Source organism: Sphingobacterium endophyticum, from assembly GCF_009733535.1.
Classification (GTDB): domain Bacteria; phylum Bacteroidota; class Bacteroidia; order Sphingobacteriales; family Sphingobacteriaceae; genus Sphingobacterium; species Sphingobacterium endophyticum.
In genome coordinates this window covers 352,932-371,919 of record NZ_SMMI01000003.1, presented here as the reverse complement: position 1 = coordinate 371,919, position 18,988 = coordinate 352,932, and the positions used below count along the sequence as shown (strand labels likewise).

Genomic DNA, 18,988 nt, shown 5'->3' with positions numbered 1-18,988 from the left:
AAAACCGCCAAAATAATGTTTGTTTTGACGGTTCTTTTATGTGTTTTTTATGATTAAAATTCTGCGTTATTTGGTGTCCTTGGAAAAGGAATCACATCACGAATATTGGTCATCCCGGTCGTAAACAAAACTAATCGTTCAAATCCTACCCCGAATCCAGAGTGCGGTACTGAACCAAATCTGCGCGTATCTAGGAACCATTCCATCTCCTCAGCAGGGATACCCACTTCTCCCATTCTTGTAACCAATTTTTCTAGGTTTTCTTCTCGCTGTGAGCCTCCTACCATCTCACCAATCCCTGGGAAAAGGATGTCCATTGCTCGTACAGTTTGTCTCCCCTCAGAATCCACAGGATTTTGTTTCATATAAAATGATTTTATTTCCCTTGGGTAATCTGTCAGGATAACAGGCTTTTTAAAGTGCTTTTCTACTAAATAACGCTCATGCTCCGATTGTAAATCAGCTCCCCAACCTTCAATCAAATACTTGAATTGTTTCTTTTGATTTGGCTTGCTTTTCGTCAAGATGTCGATAGCTTCCGTATAGGTAACACGTTCGAAATCATTCTCAATAACGAAATTTAATTTTTGTACTAAATCTAAATCTGAACGTTCTGCCTGTGGCTTTGATTTCTCTTCCTCTAATAAACGGTTTCTTAAGAATTCTATCTCTTCAGGACAATGTTCAAGTGCGTAACGAATCACATATTTCAATAAATCCTCCGCCAAATCCATGTTGTCCTCTAATTCATAAAAAGCCATTTCTGGTTCGATCATCCAGAATTCCGCTAAGTGACGCGTCGTGTTTGAGTTTTCAGCCCTAAAGGTCGGACCAAATGTATAAATATTCCCAAATGCCAATGCCGCCAATTCACCTTCTAATTGACCAGAAACTGTTAAATTGGTTGATTTCCCAAAGAAATCTTCCTTGAAATCTATATCCCCATTTTCAGTCCTTGGTACATTGTTCAGATCGATCGTGGTAACACGAAACATCTCTCCAGCTCCTTCAGCATCCGAACCCGTGATAATTGGTGTATGCATGTAAACAAAATCACGTTCTTGAAAAAATTTGTTCACAGCAAATGCCAAAGCATTTCGAACTTTAAAAATAGCATTGAATGTTCCTGTACGAAAACGCAAATGTGCAATTTCACGTAGGAATTCCAAACTATGCTTCTTTGGTTGTAATGGGAATTTCTCTGGATCTGAATCGCCTATTATTGAAACTTCAGTCGCCTTGATCTCTACCTTTTGACCTTTCCCTAATGATTCTACTAAATTACCCTTTACACGAATAGCAGCTCCCGTAGTAATTCTTTTTAAGATATCATCTGCTGTATTTTCAAAATCAATTACCGCTTGAATATTATTGATTGAAGACCCGTCGTTGATAGCTACAAATTGATTGTTACGAAAGGTACGAACCCATCCTTTAACAATAACCTCTTTTCCGAAATCCTCAGATTTTAATAATTCTTTAATACGTGTATGTTCCATTTGTTCTAGAAAATAATATGTAATGGTCGCCAATTAGGCTTACAAAAATAGCCAAATAATTGACTTTTGGACTATTTTACCCAGCCTTTTTCAATAACTTCTTTAGCATGATATGTTAATATAGAGGTTGCTCCAGCTCTTTTAAAGCTCATCAAGGTCTCTAGTATAACTTGCTCACTTAACCAGCCATTTGAAATCGCCGCTTTTAGCATAGCATATTCACCCGATACATTATAGGCGGCAATCGGTAAGTCGAAATTGTCCGCTAATAACCGAATCACATCCAAATAGGGTAGGCCCGGTTTTACCATCAGGAAATCCGCTCCTTCTTGTGAATCTAATTGTGCCTCAATTAATGCCTCTTTACTATTGGCAGGATTCATTTGATATGTTTTTTTATCTCCTTTTTTAGGCGCTGAACCTAAAGCATCCCGAAATGGCCCATAAAATGCCGATGCATATTTCGCTGTATATGACATTAATGAAACATTGCTGAACCCATTCTCATCAAGAACAGTACGTAAATATCCAATTCGTCCATCCATCATATCGGATGGTGCTATGATATCAGCACCACTTTCAGCATGAGCTAAGGCCATCTTTCCTAAAACTTCCAAGGTTTCATCATTTAAGATTTCACCATTCTCAACAATCCCATCATGACCATCTGAACTATATGGATCCATCGCAACATCTGTAACTACACATGCTTCAGGAAAATTCTTCTTAACAGCCTCAATAGCTCTTAAATATAAAGTCCCTTTTTTATAACTCTCAGTCGCATATTTGTCCTTTAATGACTCCTCGACAGCAGGAAATAAATCAAATGCATTTAACCCTAAATTCATACAACTCTCTACTTCACGAAGTAAATTGTCAATTGAATAACGGTAAATACCAGGCATGGAGGATACTTCAACTTTTTGGTTTTCTCCATCTACAATAAACAATGGAAATATCAAATTCGAAGCAAATAAATGATTCTCCTGAATCATATCGCGAATAACTGCTGATTTCCTGTTTCTTCTAGGACGGTGTAACATGATTTTAAATTTTTATGTATAAGCAAAGGGGGAAAATTCCCCCTTCGCCAAATGTTATTATTAATAGTCTAATCCAAATACCGCTTCGGCTAATCCAATTTCATCTGGAGTATATGGAAGGGTATATTTTAAACCTAATGCTGCAATAGATTTGGCTGTCGAATGACCAATACAGATTATCTTTTGGTCAGGATCAGCTAAATTTTCACGGAAATACGCATCAACATTACTTGGACTCGTGAAAATCATCACCTCAGCATTTGTTTTGTCTACTTCTTCTTCAATTACCGTTTCATAGATTGGCATGTCAATAACCTTAGTGTTTTCAGTCAATGCTTTTTGAATGGTTTGAAGCGAACCTTCCGCACGAGGAATTAAAACCGTTTGTCCATCAACTAATTTTGCAAATTCTTTAGCAATGCCTTCCGTGTCAATCCCTAAATTATCTCCCGAAAAATCAGCGACCCTATTGAACTTGCGAAGCGTCTCTTCAGAACCTCTCCCCAAAACCCCAATCTTGGTCTTTTTCAAAATCCATGGCTCCAATTTAAAGAAATGCTCTATTGCATTCTTAGAATTAAAGAAAATCCAATCTGCACGCTTTAATATAAATGAATCCAATTTATTGATGGTCGGAAAAATACGGATCAAAGATCTCGCATCAACTTGAATATTGTGTTTTTTTAAAAATCGTGCTAAATATGAGTTTTCATCTAAATCTCGCGTAATAAATACGGATGATGGTAATTTTCTGTCCTTTTGGTACTTCGCAAATATTTTTTCTGCCATTCCATCTACCGTGTTTGATTCTAAATAAACACGATCCGGAAAATCTTCATTCGTATCCGCTATCGAAGTCCACGATTGAAAAATGCCATCCTTTTTACGACAGTAACTTCCAAGTGGAGCATGACAGCCAGCATCGAAAAGATTCAAAACCTTACGCTCAACAGATATCGTTTCGGCGACCTCCCGATCATTGATAGGTTGCAATAGATCAAACAGCTCCTTGTCAGACTCTCGGATTTGGATAGCAAGAACACCTTGGGCAGGGGCAGGGATAACCTCAACTGCTGGAATTTCTTCTAAATGGAAATCTGATAGTTCCATATTGATTCTTGAAATTCCTGCTTTCGCCAATACGATAGCATCATATTTTTCATCGCGTAATTTCTGAACACGCGTTTGAAGATTTCCACGAAGATCCTCAAATTCTAAATCAGGACGTAATGATAACAATTGAGCCTTCCTTCTATTGGAAGATGTACCTACACTGGCATTATGCTTTAAGGAAAGTCGCTTTGAAATATCTACGCAATCTTTGTGAATAATCAGTAGTTCTGATGGATCTTCACGATCAGATACTGCGGCTATAATTAACCCCGGTGGATTAACAGTCGGTAAATCCTTGTGTGAATGAACAGCTAGGTCAATTTGCCCTGATAATAGTTCTTCCTCCAATTCTTTTGTAAAGAATCCTTTGCCCTCAAGCTTATCCAAACGTAAGTGCTGGACAATGTCCCCTTGAGTTTTAATGATCTTTAATTCGGCTTCTATGGATATCTCGGCTAATCGATCCTTAACAAAATTAGCTTGCCATAATGCTAATTCACTGCCTCGAGTACCGATAATTAGTTTTCTGTTCACGTTCAAAGATTTACAAATGAATATTCCGGTGGCAAATTTACGCAAATAGCCTCTTAATTCTGAAGTTTAAATTCAGAATCGAAATATTTTAAGAAAATTTAATATTAATTGCTTTCTGATTCGGCAGATTTTACCAAGATCTCTTTCGCCATAACCATTGGAACTTTGATATACTTCTTCTCCATATAGTTTATGACCTTATTTAACACTTCTCGTGCTTGCGGATCCAATTGCTCTACTTCATTCGCAAAAACCTCTGATAAGGCCATTGCTTTGATCTCCTTGATCTTCTCAGGAACTTCTTTCATTGCAACCTCAACTCGACGTTGTTTCAATATTGGAAGGAATTCCTTAATGTTCTGTTCAATAATCTTTTCCGCATTTTCCAACTCTGCATAACGCTCTTGGATGTTTTTTTCAGCGATTTGCTGTAAACTGCTTACTTCGATATAGGAAATTGGATGTTTTGCAATGACTGAAGCATCAATATCATTTGGAATTGCTAAGTCGACAATTACTTTCTTGTCGTCCTCTCCATTCAATAAAGATTCATATAGGTCTTCGTGGATGATAGCTTCAGGTGCCCCTGTACAGGTAATCATAACATCAAATCCCTTTTTGTAATTTTTTAACTCACTTAATGGATAAACCGGTGCTTGTAACTCCTCAGCTAATGTCTGTGCATTCGCAACGGTTCTATTGAAAATTGTAAAATTACTGTATTTATGCTTCTTCAGGTATTTTGCTAAATTTTGATTGGTCTCTCCAGAACCAATAACAAGGATTCTTGGGTTTTCCTTTAATTTTACTTCACGCAATTTGCGGTAGGCTAAAGAAACTACAGAAATTGGGTTGCGGGAAATATTGGTATAGGTATAAACTTCTTTCGCGGTTTTGACTAATCGATCCATCATCAATCTTAAAAAATCACCAGTAAAACCAGCCGCTTTACAACGGTCGTATGCCCTACGGATTTGTGCTAAGATTTCTTTCTCCCCAACAACTAAACTCTCCATAGAGCATGAAGTGCGGAATAAATGGTTTAAAGCATCAAGACCTGAATATCTGTTAACCTGACCTAAATAGCATTGCATACGCTCTGCTGGAACACAGAAATTCATGCTATCTAAAAACTGAACTACAAAATCATCGTTTAATTCATGACCCCCATAAAATACAAATTCCACACGGTTACATGTTCCGATGTAGAATATCTCTGGAATATCTAAACTGTTTTTAAGGTTAATAAGGCGACTATCCAACTCTTCATTGCATATGACCAGATTCCCCAAATCCTTTAGATCAACATGTTTGTGGGTAAACGCTATTACTTTTAAATTCTTCAAAGCCTTATTATTTCTCCGATAATTTTGTATTGCAAATGTAGAGTAAAACAGCGTTGATATTGTCAAAAATGTGTCAATAGAACGAATTTAGAACGATTATAAATAGTGTTAAAATAATGTTAAAAACAAGATAATGAGCGCCTTACGAACGTGTTCCGCTGATTATTGTGATGACAATCATTTCTTGGGTCAGCAATAAATGACGCAAATTACTGTTTATAGATGCATAATTTCTCCAATTATGACGTTAAATCTATCTTTTAATCTCTAAAACCAAGCTTTCCCTTTTGTATTTCATCCCGATTTCCTCATATTTGACTATATTTTTAAACATGAGAAACTTAAACAAACCATTGGCATTAATTGGATTTTTTGTGGTATTCTTTTCCGCAATTTTTTGCCCTTTTTTAAAAGTACCATTAAAAGCAAACTGGAATCTTTATCAAGTAGATACAGCATTGTTTATGATTACAAATGGCCTTTTGGGATTGTGTGTGTTGTTGTTTTTTATGCGTAAGCTCAATGCCTTCCGGATTTCAGCTCTTACATTAATCACTTGGATAATTCTTTCTTTTATCCTCGTTTATTTCCAAATAAACAATTACATAGGATTAAAATTTCTAGATGGCCTATTGTCAAAAACATTGGACATTAAATGGGGTTGGGGGGTATTATTACTGGGAGCTATCCTTATATTGTTATCGGTAGGTAAGAGAAGAAAAGTTGTCGAAGAAAAAGTTAATATGTAAAATACACTTTCTAAATGAGAGAGCAAAAAGCCGAAATTTGTATAGAGCAAATTACGGCTTTTTCAAGATTATGACTTAATGTTGTCAATTCCAAAATTTTGAAATTTTACTTATTTCGGCCTATGCGATATAAAATGTTGTTTCAGCTTATCCAAACCAATGTTTTCTTCAATCTTGTCTAATTCGAATAACCATGCTTTTTCAGGCAATACCTCAGGACTTTCTTTCGAATTAATTAGGTCCAGAGGTTTAACCTTAATTGTTTTTTCAAGTGGAGGTAGGGTATTGTGCTGTTTCCTTGAAGTCCTTAAGATTTGAAATTCCAGAGTAGGCCATTTGTTGATGGCAGAAAAATTCCCAGTATAGATTTGGTTGTATTCTCTTGCTGGAACAATGTTAGCAAATATCCCGGTTCTCTTATTGCCTAGAGATTCTGATACATAAACCATCAATTCAAAGGATGTTTCATTCACAATAAAGAATTTAACCAAGCCGTCCTTTTGTTCCCCGGTTAGAGCTAGGTAAATACCCTTTTCAAGGAATTTTCCTGAATGAACTACTGTTGTTGGCTCTTCGTCTTCCTCCATTCTCATATTCCCATGAACTAAGGTAATCTTATCCTGCATGACAGGAATCTCAAATCCAGTGTCATCAGTTACCCCAACCAATCCATTGCTTAAAAATGCTGTGATATGTCCCTCAATGGGTTCATCCACAAATCTTACTAAATCTCCTATTTTATATTTCATCGTAAACTTTCTATGATATTAATAAAGTTGTGAATATCCCTTATGTCATTGTAAAGGTGTATTCCAATTCTAATCCCTGTACCTCTTGGAAAGCATTTAATGCCACTGTTCATCAAATTAGGATAAAGGGATGGGTCAATTTGTACATTGATCAAATTTGATCGCACTTGGCGATCCCTTATAAATGGTAAAACTAGTTCTCGTTCTAATAATAATTTGTATGCCTCTTCACTAACTGATTTAATATGCTGCTGAATTTGCTCCATTCCTTGACTTTTCAAGAACTTCAGACTCTGCTGTAATGTTCCATGGCTTAAGGTATCTTGATGCCCGGGTTCAAAAAATGTATCCAAGATACTCTTATGCTTCCACATAGCTACAGTCGGTAGTGGGATTCCAGCATTTAAATCCTCTAATTTTATGCGCAAATCATCATTTAATAACATAAAGCCGTTACCAAACCCAGATAAGAGCCACTTATACCCCGAAGAACCCAATGCATCTATTCCCGATTCTTCAAAATTAAAAACTGATGTGCCCAAAAACTGAGTCCCGTCGGCAATAATCAAAAGACTGGGGTGATTAGCTTTCAACTTCTTAATGAAATTAAGGTCTATCATTAATCCAGAAATGTATTGGACTATACTTAAAATAAGCACATCGGGATTATATTTTTTGACAGCAGTTTGTATTTCTGTTTCAACATCCGCTGTTACGGGAACCGTAAAATGCTTAAGTTTCCGGTTAACTATTGGATATTGTAATGAAGGGTATTCATCCTCAAGTACCAAATATGTAAAGTTATCAGGTAAGAGATCAATTAAAGTCGCATAGGCAAAAGAGAAGTTCGGCGTGAGAAACGTATTTTCTGTTTTTGCCCCGAAAAAATCTGAAACCGTTGATTTTACAGTTTGAATAAATTCAGGTTGTTTATCCCGTAATAAACCATTGATTTCAAAAAAATCTTCTTCCCATTTTTTTCGCCATGCTAAAGATTCTTTAGGAATTAGGCCATTTCCAGGAGTATTTAAGTAAACAACAGTCTCAGGAAGGTTAAAATATTCTTTGAAATTCATAGGGTCTTGTTTCTTGGTTTTTCAGAATTAATAAATAATCTTTTTGAGGTATTGTTACAGCCCCTAATTTAGTCAAATGTTCCGATGGTATCTGACAGTCAATAAGCTCTAATCCAAAATTCTTTGCTAAAAAAACTAATGCTATTTTAGAAGCATTGGAAACCTTCGAAAACATGCTTTCCCCACAAAAAACTTTTCCAACTTGAACTCCATATAGTCCGCCTACCAACAAATTATTCTCCCATACCTCAATGCTGTGAGCGTAGCCTGCTCGATGAAGTTCTATATAAGCTTCCTGCATATCCTCAACAATCCAAGTTCCATCTTGGTTCTTTCTAGGAATAACAGCACAACTTCTAATGACTTCAGGAAAATTTCGATCATAAGTAACATTGTACTTGCTAGTTCTTAATATCTGCTTAAGGCTCTTGGAAACTTTCAATTTTGAAGGACTCAATACAAACCTTTCTAATGGGGCGTACCATAAGATTGGACTATCTTCATTGTACCAAGGAAATATCCCGTTTTCATAAGCTAGCATTAATCTGTCAATAGACAAGTCTCCACCAACTGCTAACAGTCCATCCTCGTCAGCATGTGATGGATGTGGAAAAACCAATTCCTTTTCGTCTAATAAATAAACCATAGGAATCTATTGAAACTTATTCTGGTTGCCTAGGTTCCTTGCTGATTTCTTCAAATATTTTGTCCATATGCTCAACATATTCATTGGTATCATCAAGGAAGAATTCCAATTGAGGTACAATACGAGCTTGATTTTTAATTCGGGTTCCTAATTTATAGCGGATTTCATTGGACTTAGATTTAATATTATCTAAATCCGATTTTGCAGTTTTAGTATTCAGGAAGCTTAAATAAACCCTTGCAATTGCTAAATCAGGTGTTACTCGAACTTTGGTAACGGTAATAAAAGCACCAGGAGCCCAAGAGTTTCCTTCACGCTGAAACATTTCCGCAAGGTCTTGTTGTATTACTCCAGCAAATCGTTGTTGTCTTTTACTTTCTGTTCCCATTTTATTATCCATATGCAGAAAAGCTAAATTACCTTTCTGTATTACAAATATAAGGCTTTTCTTTTTTCAAGCATTTAATACCGTTACATTTCTCCTCAGATCACCTCTACCTTCCGTGCTAAATGAAATTCACAAAATAAAAAAAAGACTTGTCGTGGGCATGGTGACAAGTCTTTAATCAAAATTAGTTTATAATTGGATAGAATAATTCTTTCAAAGTTTTAAGACTTTTCGGTCTATCATGTTTAGTAATTTGTAGTCGGTTATTAGCTGTGAGTACAAACTCACTTTTAATTTTTTTTCATTCCCCTTTACATCACAAACATAGAGGTTTAATTACGACCCCACAAGAGGTTTTTTAAAAAAAAGTAAGTGGTTACTTAATTGACAAAATAGGAATGCACACGGTTGTGTTTAACTTTTCTTCCATTTTACCACACATATATTTATCACTTGTAAGTAATAGAATAATGTGATTTTTAAGTGTTTAAGCCATTGCTAAAACGGAAAAGCTTTAACAAATTTTAACATTTATTATTACTCAGAATAGATTAGTTATTAACCTATATTTTCATTTTATTTTTCCCATAATTCACCTAATTAATTTGATTATTTATTGATCTTCACTAAAAATAATTTTGGCAGAACTGAATAAAATTCATGTTCTTAAGGTATAGTTAACATTGAACTTGAATTTTCCTTAGATATTGGTACTTTTGTTCAACAAGATTTTTAAGATGAAAATTTGGCAAAAAAATATAGATGTAGATTCTTTCGTTGAAACATTTACTGTTGGACAGGATCGTGAAATGGATATGAACTTGGCAGCAGCCGATGTGTTAGGTTCTCTGGCACATACAAAAATGTTGAATAGTATTGGACTAATGACTGATCAGGATCTATTAGATGTTCAAAAGGAACTCAAGAATATCTATAAAGAAATTTTAGCCGGAGATTTTCGTATTCAGGATAGTGTTGAAGACGTGCATTCTCAGGTAGAGATGATGTTGACTGAGAGAATCGGCGATGCCGGAAAGAAAATACACTCCGGTAGATCTAGAAACGATCAGGTTCTAGTTGATCTTAAATTATATTTTAGATCTGAAATTGAAAGCATCTTCAATAATACCGAAGAGCTGTTCAATGAGCTAATCTCTTTAAGTAATCAACATAAAAACATTTTGATGCCTGGTTACACGCATTTACAGATTGCGATGCCCTCATCTTTTGGATTATGGTTTGCCGCTTATGCAGAAAGTTTAGTTGATGACCTACAGTTATTAAAGGCTGCATGGAATGTTTGTAATAAGAATCCATTGGGATCAGCAGCTGGATATGGATCTTCATTTCCATTGAACCGTACTCTGACTACCAAATTGTTGGGATTTGAAGATTTGAATTATAATGTTGTCTACGCCCAAATGGGGAGAGGTAAAACGGAGCGAATCCTAGCTCAAGCCATGAGCTCTATTGCTGCTACTTTAGCAAAATTTGCCATGGATGTAACATTATTTATCAATCAGAATTTTGGATTTATTTCTTTTCCAGCCCATCTGACAACCGGATCATCAATAATGCCCCACAAAAAGAATCCTGATGTATTTGAATTGATTCGCTCTCGTTGTAATAAGATTCAAGCATTACCAAACGAGATTGCCCTCATGACTACAAACCTTCCGGTTGGCTATCATAGAGATTTACAGTTGTTGAAAGAAAACTTATTCCCTGCATTTCAATCTTTGAATGACTGTTTATCAATAGCAAAATATATGCTCGAAAATATTTCAATCAAGGAAAATATCCTTGATGATCCCAAATATGATTACTTATTCTCGGTAGAAGTAGTGAATAATGAAGTACTGAGTGGTGTTCCTTTCCGCGAAGCATACAGGAAAATTGGATTGGATATTGAAGAAGGTAAATTTAAACCTGCTAAAGAGGTTAATCATACCCATGAAGGTAGTATTGGAAACTTATGCAATGATCAAATCCAACGAATGTTCAGCGAAGTTAAAGCTGAATTTGGCTTCGAAAAAGTCGATAAGGCTTTAGATGAATTGCTGGGATAGAGGGGAGAAGATATAAACAAGTGAGTAAATCTTAAAAAAGCCGTATTCAATTTTCTTTGAATACGGCTTTTTTAATTATAAAAGATTGATTGGTTTTCAAAGAAAATGAAAACGAGCTACATTCTTTAATTTCCAGGTTTGCGGATGTTAAATTTAAACTTGATTTCACTTTCGAAAACTTCTCCCGGATTGAGTCTAACACTTGGGAAAATATCTTGATTTGGACTGTCAGGGAAGTGTTGAGCTTCGAAACATAGACCTCCAAACCGCAGATATTTTTTTCCTGATTTTCCAACATCATCACTCAGAAAATTTCCAGTATAAAGATGAATGCCCGGTTCAGTCGTGAAAACCTGAAGTTCAATTCCAGATTCCTTCGAATATGCCGTAGCAATTGGTTCACTGATGGGTTGGTTATTAACATAACTGTGGTCATATCCTTGAGCAATTTTAATTTGTTCTTCTTGACTGTTAATGTCTTCTGCCAAGGTTTTGGGTTGACGGAAGTCAAAAGCAGTACCTTCTACTAGGAAAATCTCTCCAGTTGGAATTTGATCTTCATTCAGAGGTAGAAATTCATTGGATAAAATTGTAACCTCATGGTTGAGAACATCACCATTGCCTTCGCCGTTGAGGTTGAAATATGCATGATTAGTGAAATTAACAACCGTTGGGGCATTGCTTGTTGCTCTAAACTTGATGATGATTTCATTAAAATTAGTGAGCTCATAAGAAACTGTTGTTTTAAGCTCTCCAGGAAAACCTTCTTCACCATCGGGAGAAACATAGTAAAAGTCGACAAGTTTGTTAAAGCTGACCTGTCTGTCCCATACTTTGTTGTGAAAACCTTCGTTGCCACCATGTAAACAATTGCTGCCATTATTTTGTGGAAGGGAATATTCATTTCCGTCGATGCTGAATTTCCCATTGGCAATACGGTTGCAGAATCGTCCGATTGTAGCGCCATGATAATGTTCCTTAGCATTTAAATAGCCTTGGATACTGTCGAATCCTAATACAACATCAATCAAGTCTCCATTCCTGTCAGGGACAAGGGCACTCACTAACCTAGCTCCAAAGTCGGTCAATGCAATTTGCATTCCGGCCCTATTCGTAAGCGTAATAAGGTGAGTGTTTTTATTTTTGTATTTACCTTCAAAGTCTTTAGGGAGAGGAAGTTTATAAGTTGTCATTGGATATCATTTGCTTCTGTTAAAGATAACAATAAAGGTATTTGTTCCCAAGTAGAATCATTTTAATAATCGATGATATTTTATTAATTTGTTCAAAATCAATCTTTATGGTCAAGATTTCTTTGCTTTTCCTAGTCGCCGGTATTCTTGTTATTGCTTTTGCCTTTTTTGTTCCAGCAAAAGATTCTGCCATTACCTTAAGTTATTCCTTTACATATTATGTTGTATCTTCTATTTCACTTTTTAAATTTTTAGGCCTTTTAGGGTTGATCTTTGCAGGCCTTTACCATTTTACAGATCAATATCTTTACTCCAAAACCTGGAGTGTAATGCATTTAATCTGTTTCCTATGTCTGATCATCAATATTTGGACTTATGGATTTGTAGAACGAGTCTATTTTGGGAATTTAGAAGATAGCCTATCAAAGAATATTCCTGATCCTAAAGAAATGGAAAGATTTGAACGGATAGAAAAATTCTATACAGGAACCTTTATTATTATGATTCTACTACAATTCCTTTATGTAATAAATTTAATAGTGGGATTGATTTATCGAAAATCCAATTCAGAGAATTAAGCTCCGATTTTTTAAACGTATATTTGCCATTCAAAATCCAAGACAATACATGAACTGGAAGCAACTGTTATCGGCAAAAAGATGGGGCTATGAGAGCCGTTCTAACAATGAACAATTTGATGCACGCTCAGAGTTTCAACGAGATTACGATCGTTTAATTTTTTCATCACCTTTTCGTCGGCTTCAAAATAAAACTCAGGTATTTCCATTACCAGGAGCAGTATTTGTCCACAATAGATTAACACATAGTTTAGAGGTAGCTTCTGTAGGAAGATCTTTAGGAAGATTATTCTATAATATGCTAAAAAAGGAGAATCCAAACATCGATGTCGAGGCTCCATACCTCCAAGAGGTAGGAAATATCGTTTCCGCAGCTTGTTTGTCCCATGATTTAGGAAATCCGGCATTTGGTCATTCAGGGGAGGCTGCCATTTCAAGCTTCTTTACTGAAGGAAAGGGTCAGAAATATCAGGAGATGGTTAGTAAGGAGCAATGGGAAGACCTAACTCATTTCGAAGGAAATGCCAATGCATTAAGGATTTTAACTCATGCCTTTAATGGCAAAGATCCTAAGGGATTTGCATTGACTTATACAAGTTTAGCAGCCATTGTTAAATATCCCTGCTCAGCAATGGATGGACATGTCAAAGGTTCACACCACAGAAAGAAATATGGTTATTTTGATTCAGAGAAGGAGGATTTTGAAAAGATTGCATCCGAGTTGGGACTTCAAAAGGACCCTTCAAATCCAAAAGGTTATTTGAGGCATCCCTTAGTTTATTTGGTTGAAGCCGCTGATGATATCTGTTATAATATTATCGATTTGGAGGATGCTCACCATCTTAAGATCCTAAGCTATGAAAAAGTCGAGGAATTGTTGTTGCCTTTATGTGCAGGTGAAGATCTTAGAGCTCGTTTGGATGCTCTTGCTGATACAGCGAGTCGAGTTTCATTATTAAGAGCAAAAGCAATTAATACATTGATATGGGCATGTGCTGAAGTTTTTGTCAAAAATCAAGATGCATTTTTGGAAGGTACATTCGATAAGCCTTTAATGGATGCTCTAGATCCTGATATTGTCGGTCAGATGAATGTAATTTCCAAGATTTCAGTTGAAAAGATTTATAACGCACCAACGGTAGTTCAAATCGAAATCGCAGGATTTAAAGTCATGAATGCCTTGTTAGAGGAGTTTGTTCCAGCCTATTTGAAATCAAACAAATCTATGTTCGATAAAAAATTGGTGGCCATGATTCCAGAACAGTTCCATACTGATAATAAGGATACCTATTCAAAAATCAGGGCGGTTCTTGACTATGTTTCCGGAATGACAGATGTTTATGCGGTCGACCTTTATCGGAAAATACAAGGGATATCTATTGCATCCTTAGAGTAATAAGCGTTTTGAATTTTATATTTTATTAAAGAATGAAGCTCATTATAAGAGTTTCAAGTGAAGATATTGAATGAAAGTAGTAATAGCTGAGAAACCTTCTGTAGCGCGAGATTTAGCAAGAGTAATGGGAGCAAAGGAAGTTAAAGACGGATATATTTCAGGAAATGGCTATGCCTTTACATATGCTTTTGGGCATCTAGTTCAACTATGTACGCCCCAAGCCTATGGATTTCACAATTGGTCAGTCTCCAATCTCCCCATAATTCCAAAGGAATTTGAGTTAGAAGTAAAAAAAGTAAAGCGTGATGGGAAGCAAATTGATGATTCAGGGGCTTTAAAGCAACTGAATACCATTAAATCTTTGTTGAAAGATGCTGAAGAGATTATTGTTGCAACAGATGCTGGGCGTGAGGGCGAATTGATCTTTAGAAATATTTATTATTATTTAAATTCAAATGTACCTTTTAAACGCTTATGGATCTCTTCCCAAACAGACAAGGCAATTAAAGAAGGATTTGCAAATTTGAAAGAAGGAATTGAATATGATAGCCTTTACATGTCTGCACGTTCTCGATCTGAATCTGATTGGTTAATTGGTATCAATGCTACTCAAGCATTAACATTGGCCGCTGGTAACAGAGGATTATTGTCATTAGGAAGGGTACAAACTCCAACATTGGCAATGATTTGTTCGAGATATCTCGAAAATAAAGATTTTAAACCCCAAACATTCTATAAAATTCAGGCCGGCTTTGAAAAAGAAGGCATCCAATTTAAGGCTACTTCCAATAAAATTGATAAAAAAGAAGAAGCTGAAGCTGCATTTGGAAAACTCAATGTTGGGATGGATGCTTTGGTAAAGAATGTCGAAGCGAAAGAAACCAAGGAACAACCTCCATTATTATTCGATTTGACCTCATTACAGCAGGACGCCAACAAAAAGTTCGGTTATTCTGCAGATCAGACATTAAGTATCGCTCAAACACTTTATGAGAAGAAGGTTATCACATATCCTCGTACTGGTTCACGATATATTGGAGAAGACGTTTTCGAGAAGATTGAAGAATTATTCCAACATTTAGCAGATACAGCTCAAGAGCAAATAGCTGTTATCAGCAAGAACTTGATTGGCGCTAAATTGAATAAGAGGTCTGTTGATGATAAAAAGGTTACAGATCACCATGCCTTATTGGTTACTGATGAAAAGCCAGGACCCATGCCGATGGATCAGCAGAATATCTACAATATGATTGCAAAGCGTATGGTAGAAAGTTTTTCTGAAGTATGCTTAAAGGATATTACCACCGTGACAATTGATGCAGCCGATATTGAATTGATTGCGAAGGGTACAGTAATTCGACAATATGGATGGCGGTTATCTGCTGATCAAGTTGAATTGCCAGATGAAGACAAGAACAGTGACGATCAGGATAATGAGAATGCTCAGCTGCCCAAACTAAGTGTCGAGGAGCTGTTAGAAGTTCTGACCTTGGACCTTGCAGAAAGGTTTACCAAAGCAAGACCAATCCATACCGAAGCCTCTTTATTAAAAGCAATGGAAACCTCAGGTAAAGAAATTGAGGATGAGGAGATGCGTCAAGCAATGAAAGATTGTGGCCTTGGAACACCGGCTACTCGTGCTGCAACTATAGAAACCCTGTTTCAAAGGGACTATATCAAGAGGGATAAAAAGAAACTCATACCTACCGAAAAGGGTCTCTCAGTCTATTATTTGGTAAAAGACCGTTCAATTGCTAAAGTTACTCTAACCGGGAAATGGGAGCAAAAATTAGAGGAAATGCGTGCCAATAAAGTAAGTTATGATGTGTTCATGAAACATATTAAGGACTATACTGAGAAAATTACAAAAGAACTCTTGCAATTGAGAGTGGCCATTGCCCATGAAGAACTCAAACCCCTACAAAAAGGGAAGATAAAATGTCCAAAATGTTCCAAAGGAAATATTCAACTTTATGATAAGGTTGCGCAATGTGATCATTATGCTCGTGGCTGCGATTTTAAGATATGGCGAACATTAAACGGTGTTTTCCTGGATGAGAAGGAAATGAAGAACCTTCTTGAAAAAGGAAAAACATCTGTTATGCAAGGGGTCAAAAATCAGGATGGCCAAGTAGTTGCAGCGGCCTTGATTTTCGAAAACTTTAAAGTAAATGTAGGCTGATTTCATTAACTTAGTTAGATGGACACTATCTATGTTTTTTCGGGTTTAGGTGCTGATCGTAGGGTATTTTCGAAAATAGACTTCTCAGGTTTTCAGGTAGTCTATATCGATTGGTTAAAACCTCGACCTTCAGAAGCATTGGAGAGTTATGTTTTCCGCTTGGCTGAACATTATCATATTCCCAAACAGGGGGCTGTCGTTTTAGGCCTGTCCTTTGGCGGTATGTGTATTGCCGAACTATCCAAATATTATGATTTCAAAAAGACTGTCCTGATATCATCTGCTAAAACCAAGGATGAACTTCCTAAAGTGTTAGGCGTATCTAAATACCTTTCACTACATAAATTACTTCCAGACGGAAATGGAAAGCATGCCCCTCATATTTTATTGCATTGGATTTTTGGTGTAAAGACTGATGAAGAAAAGGGGTTATTAGAAGATATCATCAAAACTACCGACCCTGATTTTCAGAAATGGGCAGTTGATAAGATTGTAAATTGGACAAATACTCATGTTCCAGTGAATTGCCTTCATATACATGGTGATAAAGATCGCCTAATTCCTATTCAAAATGTTGATTATACAATCCGGATTAAAGGTGGAGGACATTTTATGATTTGGAATAAGGCGACAGAGCTTTCTTTTCCTATTCGTAACTTTCTCCTTTAATTTGATGACTGTTCATAAAGTCATGTTGCGGTCAATTGTCTTGCGATAGCTTTCCTAATATTTGATTTGTGCTACCTTTGCAGCATATGGCAAATAGACTTTACAATCCATTTTTAGATTTTCATTTCGACAACAAAACATGTTTCTTGTCAGGTAAAGCATTAAATTCAGACAACGAGAAAATACAGGTATTTCCACAATGGATGATGCGTTCCTTTGATTTGGAGGATAAACCTTTTAAAATGTTGGATGAGAGTATGGTTACCTATAAGCAATTGCAATTGCCATGTTCAACACCTGTATCTGATCTTTTTGAAGAGCTGGAAAAAAAAGTGGAGGATGCTGTAGGATTGGGTTATTCAGCCGTCAAAAATTTAGACCAGATAACTCTATTTCAATGGGTTAGCAAAATACTTTATGGAGTGGTATTCAATGAGATACAAGTTGGGATAAGACAGGCATTTATTTCTGGAGAGCAGTTGAATTTTTCTCAAGCATTGGTACAGAAATTCAAAAACCTTCATTTTATGCTGCAATCATTGATTGTTCCAATGGAGTTTGAGCAGAAAAATCCTTTCACTTTTGCCGTATTTCCAGTAGATAGCACAGCTGAAACTTTTATGTATCGGGATGAAATCAACACACTGATTTTTTCACTCCGAATGAAGGATTTTGCAATTATTGCCACCTTACAGGATAATGGTGTTCATGAAATTTACCATGAAGATATACTTAAAAAGGTTGATGGAAAGATTCTTCATCCCATTCAGTTTGAAGAAATATGTGCCCGTTATTTCTATTCTGCTTATTTATTCAATCGCTTACCGGAATATACCTATATGGAAGTCGGAGAGAAAGTGTATGTTGAACCTATGCCTTTAAATGATTGGACATTGAAACCCATATTTGATCAATGGACAGTCAAAACCTATGGACAGGTTTTGGAAAGTTTTTGGAAACCCTGGGGATTTATCTTGTTTGAAATCATAAAGAATCCAGAACATCCCATGTCTTTTATATTGGATGAACAGCATAATTTCCTCGAAAACATTGAACTCCCGAGATAATTTTTAATTTTCTTGCTCGATAATTCGTAAATTAGTAATGTATAATTATTTAGTGATGAGGGTTTTACTGGTTTGCATTTTTATTTCCATATCCCTGTTCGCAATTGGACAGGATAAGCCTATGGTAGATAGCAGTATCGTCCGAGAGGTGGATGCTATAGCCCAGTTTCAAGGTGGTCAACGGGGTTGGCAAAACTTCCTGGAAAGAAATATGGACATTGCTGATGCCATTATGGAAATGGATAGCACTCAATATGTGGAATATGGATTAAGACAAACTGCTATCCTTGAATTCACCGTTTGTGAAGATGGGGAAGTCTGTGAATTTGAAATAGTAAATCAGTCTAAAATTAGTCCAGCTTTTGCTAAAGAAGCATTGCGGGTAATGAAAAAATCACCAAAATGGACTCCCGCTGTCAAGAATAAATTACCTGTTAGAACACGCATACGGCAGCCAATTACCGCCATCCTAGAATCATACTAATTTATTGCTAAAACTAATTAGTATTGTAAAAATGACGTTTAATTCTTTTGGAAAGTTTTTTGTAAAAGTATCTTTACAGAAAAAATCATATTTATTTTAACTTTCTGTTGTTATTTTTTCATTTAGTATTTAATATTGGAGAACCTAAATTAAAAAATACTATATATGAAAAGACCACCTTCCTGATAGGTTGTTCGAAAAATGAAT

17 protein-coding genes are annotated in these 18,988 nt (G+C 36.0%); 8 read left to right on the top strand and 9 right to left on the bottom strand.

What is annotated here, in order from left to right:
- Window positions 1-53: 53 nt before the first annotated feature.
- The 4 genes from asnS to hemA all read right to left on the bottom strand — a co-directional run bounded on the left by asnS (window position 54) and on the right by hemA (window position 5,535).
- Window positions 54-1,499: an asparagine--tRNA ligase gene (gene asnS, locus E0Y80_RS04585; protein WP_156306226.1), complete on the bottom strand. Its 1,446-nt coding sequence runs from the start codon at window positions 1,497-1,499 to the stop codon at window positions 54-56.
- Between the two features lie 71 nt (window positions 1,500-1,570).
- Window positions 1,571-2,542, bottom strand: a complete 972-nt coding sequence (gene hemB / locus E0Y80_RS04580) for a porphobilinogen synthase (protein WP_156306225.1) — start codon at window positions 2,540-2,542, stop codon at window positions 1,571-1,573.
- 60 nt (window positions 2,543-2,602) lie between these two features.
- Complete coding sequence (hemC, locus tag E0Y80_RS04575; protein ID WP_156306224.1) at window positions 2,603-4,189, bottom strand: hydroxymethylbilane synthase; 1,587 nt, start codon at window positions 4,187-4,189, stop codon at window positions 2,603-2,605.
- 104 nt (window positions 4,190-4,293) lie between these two features.
- Entirely contained in the window at window positions 4,294-5,535 is a 1,242-nt protein-coding gene (hemA, locus tag E0Y80_RS04570) for a glutamyl-tRNA reductase (RefSeq protein WP_156306223.1), read from the bottom strand.
- Between the two features lie 332 nt (window positions 5,536-5,867).
- Between hemA and E0Y80_RS04565 the strand changes: the two genes are divergently transcribed.
- A complete protein-coding gene (locus E0Y80_RS04565) occupies window positions 5,868-6,284 on the top strand; it encodes a hypothetical protein (protein ID WP_156306222.1) in 417 nt (138 codons plus the stop codon).
- Between the two features lie 110 nt (window positions 6,285-6,394).
- Here the strand turns inward: E0Y80_RS04565 and E0Y80_RS04560 are convergent, their stop codons facing one another.
- From E0Y80_RS04560 to rbfA, 4 genes are read right to left on the bottom strand one after another with little or no spacing between them, the layout of a single operon-like run.
- Window positions 6,395-7,033: a hypothetical protein gene (locus E0Y80_RS04560; RefSeq protein ID WP_156306221.1), complete on the bottom strand. Its 639-nt coding sequence runs from the start codon at window positions 7,031-7,033 to the stop codon at window positions 6,395-6,397.
- Window positions 7,030-8,109 carry an aminotransferase class V-fold PLP-dependent enzyme gene (locus tag E0Y80_RS04555; RefSeq protein WP_156306220.1) on the bottom strand — a complete coding sequence of 360 codons (1,080 nt, stop codon included), beginning with the start codon at window positions 8,107-8,109 and terminating at the stop codon, window positions 7,030-7,032. Before E0Y80_RS04555 ends, E0Y80_RS04560 begins: the two co-directional genes overlap by 4 nt.
- Window positions 8,087-8,755: a leucyl/phenylalanyl-tRNA--protein transferase gene (gene aat, locus E0Y80_RS04550; RefSeq protein WP_156306219.1), complete on the bottom strand. Its 669-nt coding sequence runs from the start codon at window positions 8,753-8,755 to the stop codon at window positions 8,087-8,089. The genes E0Y80_RS04555 and aat overlap by 23 nt, the downstream gene beginning before the upstream one ends.
- 16 nt (window positions 8,756-8,771) lie before the next feature.
- Window positions 8,772-9,143, bottom strand: coding sequence for a 30S ribosome-binding factor RbfA (gene rbfA, locus E0Y80_RS04545; protein ID WP_156306587.1), 372 nt, complete (start codon window positions 9,141-9,143; stop codon window positions 8,772-8,774).
- A 737-nt stretch (window positions 9,144-9,880) separates the two neighbouring features.
- Between rbfA and argH the strand changes: the two genes are divergently transcribed.
- Window positions 9,881-11,212, top strand: coding sequence for an argininosuccinate lyase (argH, locus tag E0Y80_RS04540; protein ID WP_156306218.1), 1,332 nt, complete (start codon window positions 9,881-9,883; stop codon window positions 11,210-11,212).
- A gap of 125 nt (window positions 11,213-11,337) precedes the next feature.
- On the opposite strand, the gene E0Y80_RS04535 is transcribed toward argH, so the two are convergent.
- The gene (locus tag E0Y80_RS04535) at window positions 11,338-12,405 is read right to left on the bottom strand and encodes an aldose epimerase family protein (RefSeq protein WP_156306217.1); all 1,068 of its coding nucleotides are present in this window, start codon (window positions 12,403-12,405) and stop codon (window positions 11,338-11,340) included.
- Between the two features lie 107 nt (window positions 12,406-12,512).
- On the opposite strand from E0Y80_RS04535, the gene E0Y80_RS04530 reads away from it, so the two are divergent.
- The 6 genes from E0Y80_RS04530 (at window position 12,513) to E0Y80_RS04505 (ending at window position 18,781) form a co-directional block, all read left to right on the top strand.
- On the top strand, window positions 12,513-12,983 hold the full coding sequence (locus E0Y80_RS04530) for a hypothetical protein (RefSeq protein WP_156306216.1): 471 nt from the start codon (window positions 12,513-12,515) through the stop codon (window positions 12,981-12,983).
- Window positions 12,984-13,032: 49 nt separating this feature from the next.
- Complete coding sequence (locus E0Y80_RS04525; protein ID WP_156306215.1) at window positions 13,033-14,379, top strand: deoxyguanosinetriphosphate triphosphohydrolase; 1,347 nt, start codon at window positions 13,033-13,035, stop codon at window positions 14,377-14,379.
- Between the two features lie 70 nt (window positions 14,380-14,449).
- Window positions 14,450-16,561 carry a type IA DNA topoisomerase gene (locus tag E0Y80_RS04520; protein ID WP_156306214.1) on the top strand — a complete coding sequence of 704 codons (2,112 nt, stop codon included), beginning with the start codon at window positions 14,450-14,452 and terminating at the stop codon, window positions 16,559-16,561.
- An 18-nt stretch (window positions 16,562-16,579) separates the two neighbouring features.
- On the top strand, window positions 16,580-17,230 hold the full coding sequence (locus E0Y80_RS04515; RefSeq protein ID WP_156306213.1) for an alpha/beta fold hydrolase: 651 nt from the start codon (window positions 16,580-16,582) through the stop codon (window positions 17,228-17,230).
- Between the two features lie 86 nt (window positions 17,231-17,316).
- The gene (locus E0Y80_RS04510) at window positions 17,317-18,297 is read left to right on the top strand and encodes a hypothetical protein (protein WP_156306212.1); all 981 of its coding nucleotides are present in this window, start codon (window positions 17,317-17,319) and stop codon (window positions 18,295-18,297) included.
- A gap of 55 nt (window positions 18,298-18,352) precedes the next feature.
- Window positions 18,353-18,781 carry an energy transducer TonB gene (locus E0Y80_RS04505; protein WP_197091484.1) on the top strand — a complete coding sequence of 143 codons (429 nt, stop codon included), beginning with the start codon at window positions 18,353-18,355 and terminating at the stop codon, window positions 18,779-18,781.
- Window positions 18,782-18,988: the final 207 nt, after the last annotated feature.

Bases quoted from the DNA above. Each gene is read 5' to 3' on its own strand.
- E0Y80_RS04555 (WP_156306220.1), bottom strand. From the start codon at position 8,109: ATGAATTTCAAAGAATATTTTAACCTTCCTGAGACTGTTGTTTACTTA.
- E0Y80_RS04565 (WP_156306222.1), top strand. From the start codon at position 5,868: ATGAGAAACTTAAACAAACCATTGGCATTAATTGGATTTTTTGTGGTA.
- E0Y80_RS04510 (WP_156306212.1), top strand. From the start codon at position 17,317: ATGGCAAATAGACTTTACAATCCATTTTTAGATTTTCATTTCGACAAC.
- E0Y80_RS04515 (WP_156306213.1), top strand. From the start codon at position 16,580: ATGGACACTATCTATGTTTTTTCGGGTTTAGGTGCTGATCGTAGGGTA.
- rbfA (WP_156306587.1), bottom strand. From the start codon at position 9,143: ATGGGAACAGAAAGTAAAAGACAACAACGATTTGCTGGAGTAATACAA.
- asnS (WP_156306226.1), bottom strand. From the start codon at position 1,499: ATGGAACATACACGTATTAAAGAATTATTAAAATCTGAGGATTTCGGA.
- E0Y80_RS04505 (WP_197091484.1), top strand. From the start codon at position 18,353: ATGAGGGTTTTACTGGTTTGCATTTTTATTTCCATATCCCTGTTCGCA.
- E0Y80_RS04525 (WP_156306215.1), top strand. From the start codon at position 13,033: ATGAACTGGAAGCAACTGTTATCGGCAAAAAGATGGGGCTATGAGAGC.
- hemB (WP_156306225.1), bottom strand. From the start codon at position 2,542: ATGTTACACCGTCCTAGAAGAAACAGGAAATCAGCAGTTATTCGCGAT.
- E0Y80_RS04560 (WP_156306221.1), bottom strand. From the start codon at position 7,033: ATGAAATATAAAATAGGAGATTTAGTAAGATTTGTGGATGAACCCATT.
- argH (WP_156306218.1), top strand. From the start codon at position 9,881: ATGAAAATTTGGCAAAAAAATATAGATGTAGATTCTTTCGTTGAAACA.
- aat (WP_156306219.1), bottom strand. From the start codon at position 8,755: ATGGTTTATTTATTAGACGAAAAGGAATTGGTTTTTCCACATCCATCA.
- E0Y80_RS04535 (WP_156306217.1), bottom strand. From the start codon at position 12,405: ATGACAACTTATAAACTTCCTCTCCCTAAAGACTTTGAAGGTAAATAC.
- E0Y80_RS04520 (WP_156306214.1), top strand. From the start codon at position 14,450: ATGAAAGTAGTAATAGCTGAGAAACCTTCTGTAGCGCGAGATTTAGCA.
- E0Y80_RS04530 (WP_156306216.1), top strand. From the start codon at position 12,513: ATGGTCAAGATTTCTTTGCTTTTCCTAGTCGCCGGTATTCTTGTTATT.